General features: G+C 62.9%; 15 protein-coding genes. 7 read left to right on the top strand and 8 right to left on the bottom strand.

Annotated elements, in window-relative coordinates; translation table 11 throughout:
- The first annotated feature begins 90 nt into the window (after window positions 1-90).
- Window positions 91-1,401 carry a solute carrier family 23 protein gene (locus tag MHX64_RS06750; RefSeq protein WP_239357364.1) on the top strand — a complete coding sequence of 437 codons (1,311 nt, stop codon included), beginning with the start codon at window positions 91-93 and terminating at the stop codon, window positions 1,399-1,401.
- 75 nt (window positions 1,402-1,476) lie between these two features.
- On the opposite strand, the gene MHX64_RS06745 is transcribed toward MHX64_RS06750, so the two are convergent.
- The 3 genes from MHX64_RS06745 to lexA all read right to left on the bottom strand — a co-directional run bounded on the left by MHX64_RS06745 (window position 1,477) and on the right by lexA (window position 3,420).
- A complete protein-coding gene (locus MHX64_RS06745; RefSeq protein ID WP_181888579.1) occupies window positions 1,477-1,746 on the bottom strand; it encodes an HPr family phosphocarrier protein in 270 nt (89 codons plus the stop codon).
- Window positions 1,747-1,879: 133 nt separating this feature from the next.
- The gene (locus tag MHX64_RS06740; protein ID WP_181888578.1) at window positions 1,880-2,668 is read right to left on the bottom strand and encodes a DeoR/GlpR family DNA-binding transcription regulator; all 789 of its coding nucleotides are present in this window, start codon (window positions 2,666-2,668) and stop codon (window positions 1,880-1,882) included.
- A 71-nt stretch (window positions 2,669-2,739) separates the two neighbouring features.
- Complete coding sequence (gene lexA / locus MHX64_RS06735; protein ID WP_181888577.1) at window positions 2,740-3,420, bottom strand: transcriptional repressor LexA; 681 nt, start codon at window positions 3,418-3,420, stop codon at window positions 2,740-2,742.
- Window positions 3,421-3,630: 210 nt separating this feature from the next.
- Between lexA and MHX64_RS06730 the strand changes: the two genes are divergently transcribed.
- Together MHX64_RS06730 and nrdR are read left to right on the top strand one after the other, a co-directional pair.
- Window positions 3,631-4,011 carry a hypothetical protein gene (locus MHX64_RS06730; RefSeq protein WP_181888576.1) on the top strand — a complete coding sequence of 127 codons (381 nt, stop codon included), beginning with the start codon at window positions 3,631-3,633 and terminating at the stop codon, window positions 4,009-4,011.
- Between the two features lie 56 nt (window positions 4,012-4,067).
- Window positions 4,068-4,526 (top strand): transcriptional regulator NrdR, encoded by a 459-nt coding sequence (gene nrdR, locus MHX64_RS06725; RefSeq protein WP_034998765.1) that lies wholly within the window; start codon window positions 4,068-4,070, stop codon window positions 4,524-4,526.
- Between the two features lie 15 nt (window positions 4,527-4,541).
- On the opposite strand, the gene hrpA is transcribed toward nrdR, so the two are convergent.
- Both hrpA and MHX64_RS06715 read right to left on the bottom strand, forming a co-directional pair.
- The gene (hrpA, locus tag MHX64_RS06720) at window positions 4,542-8,507 is read right to left on the bottom strand and encodes an ATP-dependent RNA helicase HrpA (RefSeq protein WP_239357362.1); all 3,966 of its coding nucleotides are present in this window, start codon (window positions 8,505-8,507) and stop codon (window positions 4,542-4,544) included.
- 15 nt (window positions 8,508-8,522) lie between these two features.
- The gene (locus MHX64_RS06715) at window positions 8,523-9,479 is read right to left on the bottom strand and encodes a hydrogen peroxide-inducible genes activator (RefSeq protein WP_239357361.1); all 957 of its coding nucleotides are present in this window, start codon (window positions 9,477-9,479) and stop codon (window positions 8,523-8,525) included.
- Between the two features lie 117 nt (window positions 9,480-9,596).
- Between MHX64_RS06715 and MHX64_RS06710 the strand changes: the two genes are divergently transcribed.
- A complete protein-coding gene (locus MHX64_RS06710; protein ID WP_194559401.1) occupies window positions 9,597-10,193 on the top strand; it encodes a peroxiredoxin in 597 nt (198 codons plus the stop codon).
- 40 nt (window positions 10,194-10,233) lie between these two features.
- The gene (locus tag MHX64_RS06705) at window positions 10,234-10,758 is read left to right on the top strand and encodes a carboxymuconolactone decarboxylase family protein (protein WP_181888572.1); all 525 of its coding nucleotides are present in this window, start codon (window positions 10,234-10,236) and stop codon (window positions 10,756-10,758) included.
- A 223-nt stretch (window positions 10,759-10,981) separates the two neighbouring features.
- Here MHX64_RS06705 and MHX64_RS06700 read toward each other — a convergent pair whose 3' ends face one another.
- On the bottom strand, window positions 10,982-14,413 hold the full coding sequence (locus MHX64_RS06700) for a proline dehydrogenase family protein (protein ID WP_239357360.1): 3,432 nt from the start codon (window positions 14,411-14,413) through the stop codon (window positions 10,982-10,984).
- Window positions 14,414-14,559: 146 nt separating this feature from the next.
- Window positions 14,560-15,807, bottom strand: coding sequence for an NAD(P)/FAD-dependent oxidoreductase (locus MHX64_RS06695; RefSeq protein WP_370642130.1), 1,248 nt, complete (start codon window positions 15,805-15,807; stop codon window positions 14,560-14,562).
- Window positions 15,808-15,978: 171 nt separating this feature from the next.
- On the opposite strand from MHX64_RS06695, the gene MHX64_RS06690 reads away from it, so the two are divergent.
- Complete coding sequence (locus MHX64_RS06690; RefSeq protein ID WP_239357359.1) at window positions 15,979-16,500, top strand: hypothetical protein; 522 nt, start codon at window positions 15,979-15,981, stop codon at window positions 16,498-16,500.
- A gap of 935 nt (window positions 16,501-17,435) precedes the next feature.
- Here the strand turns inward: MHX64_RS06690 and MHX64_RS06685 are convergent.
- Complete coding sequence (locus tag MHX64_RS06685; protein WP_063936823.1) at window positions 17,436-17,930, bottom strand: hypothetical protein; 495 nt, start codon at window positions 17,928-17,930, stop codon at window positions 17,436-17,438.
- A gap of 275 nt (window positions 17,931-18,205) precedes the next feature.
- On the opposite strand from MHX64_RS06685, the gene MHX64_RS06680 reads away from it, so the two are divergent.
- Window positions 18,206-18,418: a hypothetical protein gene (locus MHX64_RS06680; protein ID WP_239357358.1), complete on the top strand. Its 213-nt coding sequence runs from the start codon at window positions 18,206-18,208 to the stop codon at window positions 18,416-18,418.
- The last annotated feature ends 93 nt before the right edge of the window (window positions 18,419-18,511 follow it).

Below are 18,511 nucleotides of genomic sequence, written 5' to 3'. Positions count from 1 at the left end.
AATAGCAAGGCCACACTGAGAGCTATCTACTTTGCCCGCCAGGCACCCCCGGCACAGGAAAAATCAGTGGAGGGGTGATAATGGCATTTCGTGACTAACACTTTCGGCTGGACCATTCACGGAGACGGGCGCACAGTGCGCCCCGGGGCTGTTGTCGCCCCGGACGAGCGGCTGAGCTGGCCGCGCACCATCGGCATCGGCATGCAGCACGTGGTTGCAATGTTCGGAGCCACACTGCTGGTGCCCACCCTGACCGGATTCCCGGTGAACACCACGCTGCTGTTCTCCGGCCTGGGCACCATCATCTTCTTGCTGATCACCCGCAATAAAGTGCCCAGCTACCTGGGTTCGTCCTTCGCCTTTATCGCTCCGCTGACGGCTTCGCAGCAGTATGGCGTCGGCGCGCAGCTGGGCGGGGTGCTGCTGACCGGTGTGGCGCTCATCCTTGTCGGCATCGTCGTTGAATGGGCGGGCAAACGCGTCATCGACGCGGTGATGCCGCCCGTGGTCACCGGCGCCATCGTCGCGCTCATCGGCTTCAACCTGGCGCCGACCGCGGTGTCGAACGTGGAAACCCAACCCTGGGTCGCGGCGGTAACGCTGCTGACGGTTGTGGTGGTCACCGTGGCCACCCGCGGCCTGCTCTCGCGTCTATCCATCCTCATCGGCGTGCTCGTCGGCTGGCTGTTCGCGGCCTTGACGGGCGGCTTGGGTGAGGACGCACTGCAAACGATCGCCGACGCCCCGTGGATCGGCCTGCCGCAGTTCCACCGCCCGGAGTTCCACGTCTCCGCCGTGCTGGTGACCCTGCCGGTGTTGGTCGTGTTGATCGCGGAGAACGTCGGCCACGTCAAGGCCGTATCCGAGATGACTGGGCGCAACCTCGACGACATGCAGGGCCGCGCGCTGATCGGCGACGGTATCGCCACCACGCTCGCAGGCGGTTTCGGCGGCTCCGGCACGACCACCTACGCAGAAAACATTGGCGTGATGGCGGCGACGAAGGTGTACTCCACCGCAGCGTATTGGGTGGCCGCCGCGTTTGCGATCGTCCTGGCGTTCATCCCGAAGTTTGGCGCCGTGATCTTCACCATCCCCGCCGGCGTGCTCGGCGGCGCGTGCCTGGTGCTCTACGGGCTCATCGGCATGCTGGGCGTGCGTATCTGGCAGGACAACAAGGTGGACTTCACCGATCCCGCGAACCTCACCGCGGCCGCGGTTGCGCTGATTGTGGGCATCGGCAACCTCACGCTCGACATCGGCGCTGTGACGTTGGAAGGCATCGCGCTGGGCTCAGTGGGCATCATCGTGATCTATCCGTTGATGCGCTGGGCGTACAACACGTTGGGGGAGGGGCAGTACCGCAAGGAGTTCGACGTGTCGAAGCCGTCGACGTTCTAGCGGCTGGCCCATGCTGCACGTGAAAACGCCCGGGCACAGTGCCCGGGCGTGAGCTCGTCGTAAAGCTACGAGTGCTTACTCCTCGTCGAGGTTCTGCTCGATCAGCGCCGCAATCTTCTCCACGGCATCGGCGTTGTCGGAAGTGACAGTGACCTCGTCGCCGTGCTCCGCGCCCATCGCCATGATCATCAGCGAGGATGCGGCATCGGTCTCGTCGTCCTCGTCGCCGCCGACAAGCGTCAGCAGGATCTCGTCGTCGTACTCGCCGGCAGCATCTGCGATCACCGTGGCCGGGCGAGCGTGCAGCCCGACGGTGGAACCGACCTTCACAGTCTTGGAAGCCATTCGGGTGTCCTTTCCGTTGTTTTTCATTCAGGTCTGCAACGAGTGTAGGTCGCATGCATGCGAAGGTGCCACCATTTTCGCGCAGAAAGTCAAAGAACGCCCCTGTGGAAGACGTCGGGTGGCGCCCCGAGGGTTACTGGGGTTGCGCGAGCACGACCTCGATACCGTGCGAGCGCAGTTCGTCCACGAACGCGGAGGGCGCTTCGGCGTCGGTGATCACCACGTCGACGTCCGTAAGCGGCGCGAAGCTGACCACATAGTCGTTGCCCAGCTTCGTGGAGTCGCACAACACGACAACCCTGCGGGCGTTGGTGACCATCGCGGCCTTCACCGCCGCCTCCTTGGCGTCCACAGTGGACAGGCCGTGGCCGATGGACAACGCGTTGGTGCCCACGAACGCCACGTCGGCGCGCAACAGAGCGAGGGTGCGAAGCGCGGTACTGCCGACGACTGCCTGACTGATCGGCCGGACTGAGCCGCCGAGAAGCTGCACATCGTGCAATCCGGAATCGCTCAGCTCCAATGCAGTGGGGATGGAGTTGGTCACCACCGAGTACTCCCGGTCCCCGCGGGTCTCCGCCAGACGCTTGCCCAGGCTGCTGATCGTCGTGCCCGAGTCCAAAAAGATGGTGCAACTTTGCGCATCCGGCACGAACTGCAGCGCGGTTTCCGCAATCGCGGCTTTAGCGGCAAGGGAGGCGCGCTGACGCGTATCCAGCGGAATTTCCGTCGAGCGGTAAGACTGGCTCGCCACCGCGCCGCCGTGGACGCGGTGCACAGCGCCTTCGTCGTGCAATGCCGAAAGGTCACGGCGGATGGTCTCCGCGGTGACGTCGAAGCGCTGCGCCAACTCAGTGACGTTGACGCGGCCTTCAACTGCGGTCAAAGACGCGATTTGGCGTCTACGCTCCTCGGCGTACATCGATCTCCTGCGCTTGTCGCTATGTGATTTCCGGTCTGTGGGGCTGCGGCTGCTCGATGCAAACGCACCGACTACAGCGTACGGAACACCGAGATGACACGCCCCATGATCTCCGCTTCGTCGCCCTTAATCGGCTCGAAGGCATCGTTGTGGGGCAACAGCCACACACCGGTGGAGTCGCGATGGAACTCCTTGACCGTCGCCTCACCGTCGAGCAACGCCGCGACGAACTCGCCCTCCTCGGCGTTCGGCTGGGAGCGGACAACCACCCAGTCGCCGTCGAGGATGCCGGCGTCGCGCATGGATTCGCCGACGACCTTGAGCATGAACACATCGCCGTCACCGAGCAGCTCCTCGGGCAGGGGGTAGTAGGTGTCCACGTTTTCCTCGGCGAGGATCGGGGCACCCGCGGCAATCTGTCCGACTACCGGCACGTAGCGGGCATTGCCAGAATCTTCCGGCTTCGCCTCTTGCGGCTTGCGCTTCTTTCGGCCGGCTTCCGGCATTTGGCGCAAGTCCACGGCGCGGGGCTTGTTCGGGTCGCGGCGGAGGAATCCCTTCTTCTCCAGCTCTTTGAGCTGGTATGCGACAGATGAGGTGGACTGCAGCCCGGCCGCGTCACCGATCTCGCGGATGCTCGGCGGGTAGCCACGCAGGACCACAGCGTCTTGGATGACCTGGAGGATCCGGCGCTGGCGGTCTGACAGCGCGTTGTAATCCGGGTTGCCTGGATCGGACTTCTTTCGTGCCATGACGTTCTCCTTGGACTCGGTGGCGTTGTGCGCCTACGAACCTACCAGATAGGGCACTCATGTTCGATGGGCGCAAGCATTGGGTGGACACGTATCGAACGTGATGCTATAAATCGAACACGTAAGCGTATTCGAACAAATGAACGTTAGAACGTTCGAGCGTGTCGGTGCCGAACGTAGAGTGTGCCGCAGAAAGAAGGGAGACACACCATGTCAGTTGCAATCAATCCAGTACACAACACATTAGTTGGACGCACCGGAGCCGCATCTGTGGTCCCTCCGGCAGAAGTCTGGGATGTTGATTCCGCGCCGAAGCGTCGAACAGGCGGCGCCGGTGTTCGAGCGATTTCCGGCTCCCATCGAACGGATGCTCGCTCATCTGCCAAGGGGAGTCTTGACGGTTCCTCCAATGTGAACGCGTTCGAAACACGGCACGAGACGCGCGATACGCTCCTGCTCGGCGTGTGCATGACTGCGGCGCTGCTTATCGGTTCGGCATTCGGCGGTGTTTTCTCGGCGCAAACAGAGGATCCTTCGTCCATGTCCAGCGGCCAGGCGGCTCATTCGGCTGTGGCGGCAACTGCGCGCTAGGCAGGGCGTAGACTCACGGCTACGCCAAGCCTTGAAAACTCTGGGGGTGGAAGACCATGTTTTGTCCTTTTTGCCACAACGAGCAATCTCGTGTGACTGACTCGCGGCTGGTCGAGGCCGGCTCAGCAATTCGCCGCCGCAGAGAGTGCACCGAGTGCGGGGGGCGTTTCACCACAGTGGAAAAGGCCGTCCTCACTGTTGTGAAACGCAACGGCGTGAGCGAACCGTTCGACCGCGACAAACTCATCGTCGGCGTGCGCAGAGCATGCCAGGGCCGCGATGTCACCGACGACGCATTGAAGCGTCTGGCCCAAGAAGTGGAAGAGACTGTGCGCGCGCAGGGCAGCTCGCAGGTGCCCGCCCACGAGATCGGTCTGGCCGTCCTCGAACCGCTGCGTGCCCTCGACGAGGTGGCGTACCTGCGCTTCGCGTCCGTGTACAAGTCGTTCGAGAGTGCGGACGACTTCGAATCCGAAATCCGGCTCATGCGCCGCCGCGACCGCGAAGACTTCTAGCCTGCGGCCACGGCGCTAACGCAGCGCGTCAATCTTCTTCTCAATGCGACGCTGGCTCACCGGTCTCGGCGTGCCCAGCCGCTGCGCAAACAGGCTCACCCGCAGCTCCTCAATCAGCCACAAGATGTCCTTGTAGGCCTTGGTCTTTGTCCGGCCCGCAGGCAAGGACTTCATACGCTGCGCCAAGTAAGCCTTCACCGAATCAATCACGGACTGCCGGTCGGCGTCGCGGTCCGGATCTAGGCGCATGTCCTCCAACCGGATCCGCATCGCGTCGATGTAGCGGGGCAAATGCTGCAAGTGGCCGATGCCGTGGACAGTCACCGCGTGCTTCGGCAGGAAGAACTGCAGCTGCGACGTCATGTCGTCGATAGCTGGGCCTTCCCACTGCCGCAGCTCCGCTGCAATGTTCGCGTACTCCGCGAGCGCCGGCGCCAACGTGACCACTACACGGCGCACACCTCCTGCGACCTGGGGCCGGATTTCGCCCACCAGCGCGTCGAACTCCTCGGGGGAGCGCACCGGCCCGCCGGAGGAGAACATCAGGTCGCGGATCACAGCGACGCGGGCGTCCTCCACAAGCCCGTCGGCGCCGCCGTGCGGGTAGCGGTCCACCGCCACCTTCTGCCGCAGCGGCAGCCCCTTGGTCATCTGCCCGGCGTTGACCGTGATCTCCCGCAAGAGCATCGTCAGCGTCGCGGTGACCATCGAGGCGTCCGCGGCGGCCTTCGTCGGATGCACGGTGACCTTCACACCATCCTTGGTGGCTTCGAGTGCCGGGTAGGCGTCGACCTCGTTGCCGTCGATAGTGGTGGTCACCGTCTCCGGCACCGCGCCGAGGGAGTCGGTGGTCCACTTCGCCACCGCATCCGATTCAGATGTGCGTCCGGCCTTGGACACGGAGGACTTGATCTTGCCGGCCTGGCGGCGCTTCAACGCACCGAGGTCCGTGTCGTGGTCGACCACTTTGCCGCGGCGGTCAATCCCGGCGAAGGTCACTTTCAGATGCTCGGGCAGCGCAGAAGGGTTGAAGTCGGCACCGTTGATGCCGCGCCCGCCGACGCTTCGAAGCGCCTCCGCGAGTGCCTCGGCAAACGGTGTTTCCCGCAGCTCGCGCTCGCTGACGCCGTCGGCGGCTTGCTGTGCGCGGATCGCGTCGAGGGCGCGCTCGGCGAAGTCTGGCGCCGGCACCACGGTCTTGCGAAGCGCCTTCGGCAGCGTGCGGATGTACTCCGAGGCAAGCTCCGAGCGCAGCCCCGGCACCAGCCAGTCGAAGCCGTCCGGCCGCAAATTGGCCAAAAGCGGCACCGGCACGTCCACGGTCACGCCGTCGAAAGGATCGCCCGGCTCGAACTTGTAGCGCAACGCGTAGTCGATGGAGCCCTGGCGCCACACCTCGGGGAAGGCGGCGGCGGAGGAGTCCACGCCTTCGTCGTCGAGAAGCGCGGCTGGGTCAAAGTCCAAGTAGTGCTTGTTCTCGGCCCGCTTCTTCTTCCACCAGGAGTCGAAGTGGCGGGCGGTGGTGACACTTTGCGGCAAGCGCGAGTCGTAGAACTCGAACAGGGTGTCCTCGTCCACCACCAATCCGCGGCGGCGCACCTTTTCCTCCACCTCAGCGGCTTCGGCGAGTAGGGCTTCGTTGTGGTCGATGAAGTGGTGGTGGCGGTTCCAGTCGCCCTCGAGCAGGGCGTGGCGAATAAACATGTTGCGCGCGCCCTCGGCATCCACGCGGTGGTAAGGCACAAGCCGGTCGCGCACGATGGTCACGCCGTAGAGCATGGACTTTTGGTGCACCATCGCGGCCGAGCGCTTCCGCGACCACACAGGCTCGGAGTAGCTGTGCTTCATCAGCTCGCCCGCGGCAGCCTCCACCCAGGCGGGCTCGATCTTTGCCACGTCGCGCGCCCACAGGCGCGAGGTCTCCACCAGCTCGGCGGCCATGAGGAACTCCGGGGGCTTTTTGCTTAGCGACGACCCGGGGAAGACCAAGAACCGCGTCCCGCGCGCACCCTGGAACTCCTTCGAGTTGCCGTCTCGGGCGCCGATGTTGGACAACAGGCCCGTGAGCAGCGACTTGTGGATCGCGTCGGCGTCGCGCTCGCCGGCGACGTTCTCGGCTCGGGACCAGCCCAGCTGGCGCTCCACGTCGCGAAGCTGGCGCACCAGGTCGAACCATTCGCGGATGCGCATGTAGTGCAAAAACTCGCGCTTCATGCGCTTGCGGAAGGCGTTGCCGGATAGCTCGTCGCGCGAGTCGCCGATGTAGTCCCACAGCTTGAGCGAGGACAGGAAGTCCGATGTCGCGTCCTTGAACCGGGCGTGGGCCTGGTCGGCCTGGGCCTGGTATTCCAGAGGGCGCTCGCGCACGTCCTGGATGGTCATGCTGGCCACGATCACGGTGACGTCGTCGAGCACGCCGAGTCGGTTGGCCTCCACCAGCATGCGCGCCATCTTCGGGTCCACCGGGATGCGCGCGATGTCGCGCCCCACCGCGGTGAGCACGGGTGCGCCGTCGCGTTCCTTGTCCGAGATCGCGCCGAGCTCGTGCAGGAGCAGCAGGCCGTCGCGCACGGCCTTCTTATCCGGCGGCTGGATGAAGGGGAAGTCGTTGATGTCGCCGAGGCGCAGGGAGATCATCTGCAGCACCACGGAGGCCAGGTTGGTGCGCAGGATCTCCGGGTCGGTGAACTCGGGGCGCGCCTCGAAGTTGTCCTCGGAGTACAGGCGGATGGCCACACCGTCGGCGATACGGCCGGAGCGTCCGGAGCGCTGGTTGGCGGAGGCCTGGGAGATCTCCTCGATGGGCAGGCGCTGCACCTTGGTGCGCGTGGAATAGCGCGAAATGCGCGCCAGGCCGGTGTCCACCACGTAGTGGATCCCCGGCACCGTCAGCGAGGTCTCCGCGATGTTGGTGGACAACACGATGCGCCGACCGGAGTGCGGGGAGAACACCCGGTGCTGCTCCGCGTTGGATAGGCGGCCGAACAAAGGCACGACCTCCACGCCGCGCCAGTGCTGCTTTTCAATGGCCTCCATGCAGTCGCGGATGTCGCGCTCGGAAGCGAAGAAGCACAAGATGTCGCCCTTGCCTTCGCCCATGAGCTCCTTGCAGGCGTCGACCACACCGTCGATCATGTCGGTGTCGATCTCCTTTACGGAGCCGTCTTTTGCCTGCACCTGCTCCACCAGCGGGCGGTAGCGGATCTCCACCGGGTAGGTGCGCCCAGAGACCTCGATGATGGGGGCTGGGTTGCCCTCGGCGTCGGCAAAGTGCTTCGCAAACGCTTCCGGGTCGATGGTTGCGGAGGTGACGATCACCTTCAGATCTGGGCGCTTCGGCAGCAGCCGCTTCAAGTATCCGAGCAGGAAGTCGATGTTCAGCGAGCGCTCGTGCGCCTCGTCGATGATGATCGTGTCGTAGGCGTTGAGGAACCGGTCGCGCTGCATCTCCGCGAGCAGGATGCCGTCCGTCATCAGCTTCACCGCCGTGGATTCGGAGACCCGGTCGTCGAAGCGGATAGCGTAGCCGACGGACTCGCCGATGTCCTGGCCCAGCTCGTCGGCGATGCGCTCCGCCACGGTGCGTGCGGCGAGCCTGCGCGGCTGTGTGTGCCCGATCAGGCCTCGGCGGCCGCGGCCCAGCTCCAGCAGCATCTTCGGGATCTGGGTGGTTTTGCCGGAGCCGGTCTCGCCCGCGATCACCACGACCTGGTTGTCGCGCACCAGCTCCATGATGTCCTCGCGCCGCGCGGACACCGGCAGGTGCTCCGGGTAGGTGATCTCGGGGATGAGGGCATCACGCTTAGCGACGGCAGCTGCCGCCTTGTCCACGTCCGCGCCAATCGCCGCCAGGGCTTCGGGCGAGTTGGCCTTCTTCAGGCGCCGGCGGAACCTGCGCACGTCAGCGATCGGGACGCCGTCGAGCGCCTTATACAGCTGCGGCTTCGTGGGAGGTGAGGTAGGGGATGCGTGCTCATTCATAACCAGAGCGTGAGTCTAGCGCGGCAGCAGCTTACGGCTCGATTCCGTCGCTTCCTCGAAGGCGCGGGTGACCAACTCGCCGAGCTGCTCGAACTCCGGTCGGCGCCGCGATGACGCCCGCATGGCAAGCCCGACGGTGCGCTTCGCATCCACCCCGGGGCCGAACGCGGCCACGGCGATGCCTGGGCGTGCGCACTCGGTGGACAGTGCGGAGACGGGCACCAACGTGGAGCCGAGCCCGGCCACCACCAGCTGCACCACCGTGGTCAGCGACGCCGCGCGGGTGGCTGACTGTGCGCCGGGGGAGCGGTTGACCTCCGCGATCTTGCACAGCTCCACGATTTGATCGCGTAGGCAGTGCCCGTCGTCCAGCAACAGCAGATCGAGGTCGTGCAGCGCGTTCAGATCGAGGTCTCCTCTGCCGGCCAATGGGTGGTCGGGTGTGGTGATGACGGCGAAGGTTTCGTCGTACAGCGGGATCTCCGACACCCCGGTGGCGCCGGTTGGGGTGGCGAGTACGGCGACGTCGATCTGGCCGTCGCGAAGCCGCTGCAGCAGCTCTTCGGTCTGGTTTTCCACAATGCGCGGCTCTAAGTCCGGGTACTCCTCCTCGATGAGCTTCAGCAGCGTCGGCAGGATGTACGGGGCGATGGTGGGGATTACGCCGATGTTCAGCGGCCCGGCCAGCGCTCCGAGGGCGCCGCGGGATTGCGCCACGAACGCGTCGGCAGCTTCCAGCGTCGCCTTCGCATAGGGGAGGAGCTCCTCGCCGGTGGGGGTGACGATGACGCGCCGGGTGGAGCGCTCGATGAGTTGGATGCCCAGGCCGGCCTCCAAGGCGGCGAGCGCCTGCGACAGTGACGGCTGTGAGATGCCGAGCTTGTTCGCTGCGGAGACGAAGTGCTTTTGCTCGGCGACGGTGACAAACGTCCGGATCTGAGCGAGCGTCGGTTTATACTCTCGATTAGCCATGCCTATGAACCTACACGAAGTTCATAGGTTTTTACGTTGAAAGCGGGCGCGTTCTGTGTCATACTGGTTGCTGTCCGTTGAAAAACACCTATGACCAGTTTCTTTGGAGGAATTTCTATGCCGATCATGACCGTTGGAGAGCGTTTCCCGGAGTTCGACCTTGTCGCGCTGAAGGGCGGCAACCTGAAGGAAGCTAACGCGTCTTCCCCGGACGACTACTTCGAGAACGTGTCGCTGGACAAGTACGAGGGCAAGTGGAAGATCGTCTTCTTCTACCCGAAGGACTTCACCTTCGTCTGCCCGACCGAGATCGCCGCATTCGGCAAGCTCAACGAGGAGTTCGAGGACCGCGACACCCAGGTGCTCGGCGGCTCCACCGACAACGAGTACTCCCACTTCAACTGGCGTGCGACCCACGAGGACCTGCTGGACATCCCGTTCCCGATGTTCGCTGACGTTCGCCACGACCTGATCCGCGCGCTCGGCGTCGAGAACGCTGACGGCGTCTGCGACCGCGCGACCTTCATCATCGACCCGGACGGCATCATCCAGTTCGTCTCCGTCACCCCGGACGCTGTCGGCCGCAACGTCGACGAGGTCCTGCGTGTGCTCGACGCGCTGCAGTCCGAAGAGGTCTGCGCCTGCGATTGGCAGAAGAACGACCCGACCAAGAACATCGACAAGATGGCCGTGGTCCAGGAGTCCCTGAAGTAAACCCTTTTTCAGTTAAACCCGTCCGGCAAAGGAGAACATGATGTCGATTGAGAACCTGCGCGGCGCACTACCCGAGTACGCGAAGGACCAGAAGCTCAACCTCGGTTCGCTGACCCGCTCCACCGAGCTCAGCGAGCAGCAGCTCTGGGGTACCCTGCTCGCCTCCGCGGCAGCGACCCGCAACGCGAAGGTCATCGCAGAGATCGCTGAGGAAGCCAAGGAGCACCTCTCCGAGGAGGCTGTGGAGGCCGCGTACGGCGCCGCCACCGTCATGGCGATGAACAACGTCGCCTACCGCGCCAAGGGCTGGCTCGGCGACGATTACGCCAACGTGAAGTTCGGCCTGCGCATGAACATCATCTCGAAGCCGGGCGTGGAAAAGGCCGATTTCGAGCTGTGGTCGCTCGCTGTTTCCACCATCAACGGCTGCGAGCACTGCGCCGTGGCGCACGCCAACACCGTCCGCGAGGAGGGTGTGACCAAGGAGCAGGTCTGGGAGGCCGTCAAGGTCGCCGGCGTTGTCCAGGCTGTGGCCCAGGCAATCACCATCGAGGACGCCCGCTAAGCATTTACGCTTGACGACGGCACGACCTCCGGCAAGAACCCGCACGAAGCGGGGGCTGCCGGAGGTTTCGTCGTGAAGCGAGTGAAACCAGATCTCAAGCCGAACGCACCTGCAAAACCCCAGGTCGCGCCCGCGCTTGAGGTCTGGTTTTGCGCTGAGGTCTGGTTTATCGCGTGAAGCGAGAGCCCAGGGTGCTCCCTGTGTGTCTAGGTGGACGGGGGTATTAGTTCCGGATGCCAGCCGGATCGTGGATCACGCCGAAGCGGTGCAGCGTCGCGGATACGGCCTGCTCCAGCAGGTAGGGAAGGAGCTCGCGGCGCCCGTCGATGAGCACGGGCCCGTCGAACACCGCCGTGGCGACGTCGCCGTAGAGCTCCTCGGACGCGCTTCCGACCACGCGGATGCGGTCAGGCGTGCCGGTGACGGCGTGTGTGTCGACGGCCACATCGGCTGCCTCGAGCTCACGCGCAATCGCATCCGGGGCGACCACGCGCACCTCGGTTCCGGTGATCGCGGCGGCGAGCAGCTGGCGGTACACCTCGCGCAGCTGGTAGCCCTCGCCGACGTAGACCACCACCGGCTCCAGGGTGCTGCGGTAGCGGAAGATGTTGGCCTCGGAGCGCAATCCGGAGTGGTCGTGGCCGCGGCCGAACTCGCTATCCCACGCGCGCTGGTCGTACTCGGCGGCGCGGGAAAGCCACCCGAAGTCCTCGTCGCTGACGTTGGCACGGAAAGCGTCGAGAAGCTCCTGCACCTTCGCCGAGATGCTCACGCCTAACGACGGCGCCAGCTCCGCCCGCTCCCGCCACGTGCCCATCTGCGCGACGTAGTTCGGCCCGCCCGCCTTCGCGCCGGGGCCCACGGAGGACTTCTTCCAACCGCCGAACGGCTGGCGCTGCACGATCGCGCCGGTGATGCCGCGGTTGACGTAGACGTTGCCGGCCTCGACGCGGTCGAGCCACGTGGTGATCTCCTCGCCATCGAGGGTGTGGATGCCTGCGGTCAGGCCGTAGCCGGTGGAGTTTTGCCACTCGATCGCTTCGTCCAAGTCCTTGGCGTGCATGATGCCCAGCACCGGGCCGAAGCACTCGTTCTGGTGGTACCAAGAGCCGGGCTGCACGCCGTCGCGGATGCCGGGGGACCAGAACTTGCCCTCGTCGTCGAGCTTGCGCGGCTTCAGCAGCCATTTCTCGCCCGGCTCCAGGGTGGTCAGGCCACGCTCGAGCTTCTCGCCTGGGGCTTCGATCAGGCCGTTCATGGTGGTGGACAGGTCGGTGCCCGGGCCCACCACGAGGGTGGAGGCTGCGTCGAGCAGCTGGTTGATCAACCGGTCGGACTCGCCGGCGGAGCCGACGAGGATGGCCAGCGAGGCCGCGGAACACTTCTGGCCAGAGTGGCCGAACGCCGACAGGTACAGGTCGTTGACCGCGAGGTCCGGGTCGGCGGACGGGGTGATGATGATGGCGTTTTTGCCGGAGGTTTCCGCCATGACGTTGAGCTTCGGGTTCCAGGACTTGAACAGTTGCGCGGTTTCGGAGGCGCCGGTGAGGATGATGGCGTCCACGGCATCGTCGGTAAGCAATGCCTTGCCGGCCTCACCCTCGTCCGCGCGCACGTACTGCACAGTGTCGGCGTTGATGCCCTTGTCCGCGAACACCGCCTGGATGCAATCCGCGATGAGCTTGGCGCACTGCGTCACCTGCGGAGCCGGCTTGAGGATCACGGCGGAGCCTGCGGCCAGCGCCGCCATCACCCCACCGGTGGGGATGGCTACCGGGAAATTCCACGGCGGCACAACGACGGTGAGTGTGTTCGGCTCGAAGTCCGCGGCGATCTCGTCCAGGTGGCGGGCGCTGTCGGCGTAGTAGGTGCAGAAATCGATCGCCTCGGAGATCTCCGGGTCGGACTGGTCCACCGTCTTGCCGGCCTCGTGTGCGGCGACCGCGACGAAGTCGCCGCGGCGGCGCGCGATCTCGTCGCCGATGGCGTCGAGGATGTCGGCGCGCTCGTGCGCGGAAAGCGCGCCCCAGGCCTTCTGGGTTTCCTGGGCGCGGGAGATGTGGTCGGCGATGACGGTTGGGTCAGTGATCTCCTCGCCGGTGTCTACAGCCGGCGGGTTTGTCAGGTGCTCGATTGCCCACGCGCGGTTGGCTTCAAGCGCCGGGTCCGTGTCCGGCTCGTTGAAGAAGCGGCCGGTGGTGGCCGACTCCGCGGAGACCTGGCGCCCGGTCTCGTTGGTGCGGTCCTGGTCCCGATTTGGACCGTTGCGCACGCCCCAGCGGTTGTCCACCGCCCAGCGGAAGACCTCCTCCTGCTCCTTAATCGGGTCCCGCTTATCGGTCTTGGGCGCGAACAGGGCGTGCAAGAAGTTCTGCGGTGCGGCGTTTTCTTCGAGACGGCGCACGAGGTAGCTCACCGCCACGTCAAAGTCGTCTTTGCGCACGACCGGGGTGTAGAGGATCTGGCGGCCGTAAGCCTCGCGCACGATCTGCTGCTGCGCCGGCGACATGCCCTGCAGCATCTCCGAGTCGAGCATGCTGGCCACACCGCGTTGCTGCGCCAGCTCGTAGGCGAGCGCGGAGGTGAACAGGTTGTGCGAGGCGATGCCGATGGAGAGGCTGTCGGCGTACTCGGGGCGTACGATGAAATCGAGCAGGCGGTAGTAGTTCGCGTCCACCTCGTCCTTGGTCAGATACGGTGCCTGCGCCCAGCCCTCGACCTCCGCGTGATGTCGCTCCATGGACAGGTTCGCGCCCTTGACCAGGCGGATCTTGATCTTGGCGCCGCCGTCGGCCACGCGCTTCTGCGCGAAGTCCGCCAGGTACTCCAGGGCGCCGAGCGTGTCGGGCAGGTACGCCTGCAGCACGATGCCGCCCTGGTAGTCCTTGAACTCGTCCTCGCTGAGCAGCTGGGTGAACACGTCAAGCGTGAGGTGGAGATCGTGGTACTCCTCCATGTCCATGTTGATGAACACCTGGGGGCTACGGTCCCGCGCGGCGCGGTACAGCGGGCGGATACGGTCCTTGACCAGGCGCACGCACTCGTCGTAGTCCCAGTGGTTGAGCTGGGAGACCATCGAGGAAGCCTTGACGGAGACGTAAGTCACGCGAGGATTCTTGATCAGGTTCAGGGTGCGCTCTGCACGGTCCGTTGCTTCCTTCTCGCCGAGTACTGCCTCGCCCAGCAAATTGAGGTTGAGCTGCTCGCCGCGCTTTTGCGCGTTGTCGAGCAGGTTGTTCAGCGCGTCTGACTCAGCGTCGAGCACGAGATGGCCCACCAGCTGGCGCAGGCGCATGCGAGCCGCGGGGACGACCACGAAGGGCAAGAACGGGCCGACGAAGGCGCCGGTTCCGACGAGCAGGGCATTGATGCGACCGAGGAACGATGCGTCGACGCCCCTGGTGATGGCACGCAGTGCGTTCGCCGCTACCCGGTTGTCCTCAGGGCGCATGACGCGGTCGACGAAGTCCATGGTGAAGCGGACCCCGTTGTCGTCGCGAAGCATTTCTGCGAGCTGTTGTGTCTGGGCATCATCTGCATCCGCGTCAGCGGTAGCTTCCATCCAGTGGTACGCCCGGGCGACGGCTGCTTCCACGGCATTGTCGAGTTCAGCGCTGTTTTCTGGCGGGAGCTGGTTGGTGTGCAATTTCGGCATGTGTGTTCCTTACCACTAAAACAGAACGATGTGACATCTCACAAGCTAATGTAAAACCTGAATACAGGCCCCTGATTTGCAAAAGAATCCTCGCGCGCACGAAAAAGCCCCGGAAAACACAGGTTTCCGGGGCTAGGGGGAGGGGGTTAGAGACCGCCGAAGGGACCGCGCAGCGGGTCGAACGGTGCGATGGTCTCATCCACCTCGCCGGTCTCAATCTGCTTTGCCAGCATCTTGCCGGACAGCGGGCCGAGGATAATGCCCCACATGCCGTGACCGCCGTTGGTGTAGACGTTGGGCACCTTGGTCGCACCCACCAGGGGCAGGCCGTCCGGGGTCACCGGACGGGAGCCGACCCACTCGTCCTGGCGGTCCTCCCAGTCGATGCCTCGGAAGAACGGCTTGGTGGCGTGGATCATGGACGCGACGCGGCCCGGCTGGAACGGCTCGTCCGGGCCACGGAACTCCATGGTGCCGGCGATACGGAAACGGCCTTGGTACGGGGTGCAGGCGATCTTCGGGTCCGGCAAATACACCGGGCACGTTGCCGGCTCGGCGGTCTCCACAGAGAAGGAGTAGCCGCGGCCTGCCTGGATCAGCGTGGTCACGCCGAGGTCTTTCGCCAGCTTCGGCAGCCACGCGCCAGTAGCCAGCGCCACATTGTCGGCGTGCAGCCACTCGCCGGTGGCCAGCTTCACAGCCGGCTTGCGGGTGGAGCTGACCTCAACGACCTCCACGCCAGTGGTTACCTTGCCGCCGCGTTCCACGATGGAGTCCGCGATGGCCTGGCAGTAGGGGCCCGGCTCGATGAAGCGTTGGCCGCCCATGCGGTAGGTCGCGCCCACCTTGTCGGTGAGCATTGGAGCGTCCGTGCGGGCGTCGTCAAGCGTGATCTGCTCGAACGGGATCTCCTGGCCGTGGCGCTGCGCGCCTTCGACCTCCTTGAGGAAGCCGCCGGCCTTCTTCTCGTTCTCGAAGCCGATGATGAACGGGCCCTCGTGGGTCGTGGCCTTCACGCCGCCTGCCTCGAGCTCGTCGAAAGCCGCGAGTGCGCTAAGGTCCGCCTTGGTCAGGCCCGCCATCGTCTTGTCCCAGGCGCGGCCGGTGGCGTGCGCCATGAAGTTGGCGCAGAAGCGCCACAGCTTCGGGTCGATGCGCACAGGCACATCAAGAGCGGCGTGCTTGTCAAAGAGCGCTGTGGGCCCGTACGCCCACAAGCTCGAGTTGGCCAGGGGGATCGTTTTTCCTGGTGCGAGCCATCCAGCGTTGCCCCAAGAAGAGCCGGCGGCGACATCGATGCGTTCCAGCACCTCCACCTCATGTCCGTACTCCTGTAGGTGCCACGCGGTGGCGAGGCCCGTCATGCCGGCCCCGACGACGATAGTGCGGGTCACGTGTGTTCCTCCTCACAGATACACGCGGAGTCAGCACTTGTTGCGTCATGTAGACGCCGTGGTAGACTCAGTCTTAACTTTTTCAACCTGCGAATGACCCTAGTCGACAAAGCGTAGGCAGATAGTCTATGTATTTGCCGACAGTTTTATAAGAGACGTGGAGGAATGTAGATGAAGGCTTGGCGGCTAGCCATCCCAACGCTATTGGCCCTGTCCGTTGTGCATAGTGGCATTGCTAATGCGAGTGAGGCAGATATAACAGGATCTCCTGCCGGGGAAAAAGAATGGACGAAAACCGCTAAAGCTACATTTCCTAGCTCTTCTTCGAAGGCGGGTTCTAGACTGGCGCCACAGCCGTACTCTGCTACTAATTTTGCTCTTGCTCCTGGTGGCGGTGCAGCATTCACCAACGTAGAGGTACACGGAAAATCCACCTTTGTGGATCGGATCGGTGTTTCCTACGCACGAGGAATCGACTATAAGCAAAATATTTGTGGAGTCGAGCATGAGGTCGACTATGTGGAAACAAATGGCCAGCACAAAACTGAGTCGTCTAAGACTGAATGTTCCATCGGCGCTTCTTGGGCTTGGTTCAATATAAAGCGCGATCTTAAAGATCAGTCGCAAGTATGCGGCCGCTCTAAGGTTGACGGAGAATGGTCCAATAAGGCGTGTATCACGATTAAGAAGTAGACTGATCAATCTAAATCATTGGAAGGATCAGGTGAAAGATAATGGTTGTTATCGCGAGCTTAATAGCATCCTTGATTCCCATAATCCTGGTTGCATATGTAGTTCGGGCTATCTTCCGTAGTAAACCTGTTGAAAACAAGAGCACGTTAATTGACGAGGCTAGGGAAACCAAGCGTAACTAAAGTCTTGCGCGTATTTCCTACGTAAAGCAGTGCCCCCGACTGTTGTTGGGGGGCACTGCTTTACGTAGAGGGTATTGAGCTGAGAATCTTCATTTTTCGAGCCATTGGCTGAGGCGTTGTAGGGGGCTGTGCCTGTTGTTGGTGGGTTCTTGGGCTCGGTTTCGGGGTCGGGGGGTTACTTCTTGGACGGTGAGTTGTTTTTGTGGGGTGATTTCTAGTGCGTGGATAGTTGTTTTGAGTGCTTCGATGGTGTCTTGTTTGGCTTGGATGAGTTGCTGAGCCTGGTGCAGTTGTTGTTCGGCGTAGTGTGCGCGTTGTTTTTCTAGTTCTAGTGCGTGCACTAGATTTTGGTGGTCTTGTGCGCTGGTTGCACTGGTGCGGGTTTCGGGGGTTGTGGGTGATGGTGTCGAGTCGTCCGCTGGTAATGAGGTCGCCGATGGGGATGTACCAGGTTCCTTGTTTTTGCTGGGCTCGGGGGAATTCTCCGCGTCCTTTCGCGCGGGGTGATGGTGGTTTGGCGACGCCGGTGAGCCTAGCTGCTTCAGCGATGGTGAGTAATTGGTTGAGGCGGTCGTCCATGTGTGCAATGGTAGTGGTGTAGTGCTGTGTACTAGTCGCACCATGCTGCCGCATGTGGTGTAGTGAGGTGGTGCATTAGGTGGTGCAGTGGGGTGTTTCGGGGTGTAGTCCGTGGTGTGTGGCTGTATTCTGGGGGAATAGGGGAGCCGAACATAGTATCCATTATCGGACATTTTATTCTGGACGGTCGTATTCTGAACCGAGTGGTTTTTCTCGATCGTCCTCGGGTGTTCTATACCCGGATTGATGCGCTCGGGTTGCCTTGTGCCAGTTGTCGATCTGCTCTAGGTGTCGTGTGAGAACGTCAATGGCCTCGTCTGTGTGGTCGGTGAGGTAGTGAGTAAGGAGTAGCTCAACGATTTTTTGCTTCGTCAGTACCGCTGATTTATGTGTTGTGGGCCAGTTGCAAGATAAAAGGTTGATCAGATTGTAAAGCTCTGTGCTGATGTCGACTTTGAGTGTCGTTTTAGTGATGCTGCGGCTGTTGCGGAGCGAACTAACGTAGTTATCTATAGCGCCTGGTCGTGTCATGTTTTCGATTTTTTTATGGAACCAGGTCTGTATCCAGGCCCAGTCCTCATTGCTCTCTTTGATCTCGCGTTTGGCTTGGGCTTCGGTGAGACCTTGTTGGGTGAGTAGGCGGATTCCATCACGGTGTTTTTTAGGCATAACAATCTCCTGTGTCGTAAATCACTCTACATTGGAAGTATAGGGGGTGCCTTAAGGCATGCGCGTACCTGTGTGCCCGAGGATTGTGGTTCCTGTTCAAATCTATTTTGGCCGGATAGCGTCGAATTTGTTGCTGAAGAGCAGCCTCCCATGATGATGTTTGATCGCTGAACGCGGGAGCTACAAGACAAATTGGGTCGCCTGAATCCCTCGATTCTGAGTCGAGCTCTCGATTCGAGGGGATAAGACGACCCCTAGCGAAAGGAGGTAGCGCAATGAGCGTCTACTCATTGAGTTTTCCTGGTAAGTACGACCTGGTGTGCTTGCGCGACTCGCTGAGCCAAACCCCTGCCTATGAATACAAGGATGGCAAGCGCACTGATGAACAAAAGACAGACGCCAACGGCTGCCCGCTGTATCGAGTTGTTGGCGCGTTCCCGATCATTGCCAATCAGGTTTTGGGAGGGTGTCAGGAAGTTTGTGTGTGAGGCTCTGATTGAGAGGGAGTTTCACCGATAATGACTACGGTGTCACCGAAGAAAAACCATGACCCGGCGAGGGTCAACGAGATCAGCGAGAAG

This window comes from Corynebacterium sp. ACRPZ (assembly GCF_022346205.1).
GTDB lineage: Bacteria > Actinomycetota > Actinomycetes > Mycobacteriales > Mycobacteriaceae > Corynebacterium > Corynebacterium lehmanniae.
This window is presented reverse-complemented; position numbering and strand designations above follow the sequence as displayed.